Annotated in this window: 1 protein-coding gene; it reads right to left on the reverse strand. The window is 42.3% G+C overall.

Annotated features, from left to right (window positions below; all coding sequences use genetic code 11):
- Positions 1 to 82 precede the first annotated feature (82 nt).
- A complete protein-coding gene (locus CRP01_RS41640; RefSeq protein ID WP_099156024.1) occupies positions 83 to 1,153 on the reverse strand; it encodes an IS110 family RNA-guided transposase in 1,071 nt (356 codons plus the stop codon).
- Between the last annotated feature and the right edge of the window lie 131 nt (positions 1,154 to 1,284).

The raw sequence follows: 1,284 nt of genomic DNA on the forward strand, positions 1-1,284 counted from the left end.
AAGGTGCTGTGTAAAAAACCAAGAGTTCTTTGAAAAAAAAATATTAGTTTAAAGCTACCAAAGGAGGTTACTCTAGTAGTAATCATCCCGTGTAGGCAGGACTAGTTTCCTGCCTACTTATAAGTTTTTCTGTTAGACTTTGGGCATGTTTAGGGTCATAATCGGCATTGTTTTTAAACAGGGTATAGATCAGTAACAAGAGCTTACGTTGTACGGCTACATAGCCTTTCATTTTGATAGCTGTTCGATCATAAACCCGCTGATAGATCTGCTGAAAGTGGGGCTCATATTTAACCACCGTCAGAGCCGGGCAATGCAATGCTCGCCGGATATATCGGTTGCCTTTTTTGGATATTCGGGTTTTGCCTTTAATGGAAGATCCGGATTCTCGTTGGACCACATCATAGCCGGCGAAACTAGCCAACTGCTTTCTGGAGGTAAATAACTCAAAACCGCCAGTCTCAGCAATTATGGTGGCTACCGTTACCAGGCCCAGACCTTTAACCTGACAGATCTTGTCGATCAGCTTTTTCAATTTTGGGTCTTGTTCAATCACCTGCTTGATCTGCTGTTCGACCTGTTCAATTTGCGTATTGGTCCATTTCAGTCTTTTGTTCAACCTTTTGATTCCTTCTTTAGTTGGGGCATAGGCATGACTACGGGCATGAAGTTTGTTCATTAAGGCTACTCTCTCGTCCAAGAGACTGACTCTTTCTCTAGTCAACTGCTTGATTAACCTTAAGTTATTGCTCAAAGGCGCCCACTGCTTCAGGTTCCGCTCCAATCCCATTTGGCCCAGGAGCTTAGCATCGACTTTATCCGTTTTAGTCTTAATGTTTAGGCTTTTGGAGAAAGCTTTGGATATGTTGGGTAGCACCACACTGATGTAATACTGCTGCTGGTCATGTAAAAAATGTACCAATTGCTCATAGTAAACGCCAGTAGCTTCTACAGTAATGTGTATCAACAGATCCGCCGCAGCATGCTTAGCCACCCACTGAGTAAATCCTTTAAAGCCGGATAAGGTGTTTTTGAAGGTTCGACTAGCTTTAACCCGATGCTGATGATCCGATTTAAGTTGATAAAAACAAACCTTAAAATCATCCTTGGAAATGTCGATACCTACATTCTGCTTAATGATCTGAGTGGCCATGGTAAATTAGATTGCTGATGAAAAGAAAAAACGGTTCTCTCTTCGTTTAGTCTCGTAATGTTATGCCGGCTGTTGACGACTTATTGTTCAACGCCATAAGTGCTGTTCAAACTCTAGAGAACCTCCCAGGA

Source organism: Flavilitoribacter nigricans DSM 23189 = NBRC 102662 (genome assembly GCF_002646595.1).
Lineage (GTDB): Bacteria > Bacteroidota > Bacteroidia > Chitinophagales > Saprospiraceae > Flavilitoribacter > Flavilitoribacter nigricans.

Bases quoted from the DNA above. Each gene is read 5' to 3' on its own strand.
- CRP01_RS41640 (WP_099156024.1), bottom strand. From the start codon at position 1,153: ATGGCCACTCAGATCATTAAGCAGAATGTAGGTATCGACATTTCCAAG.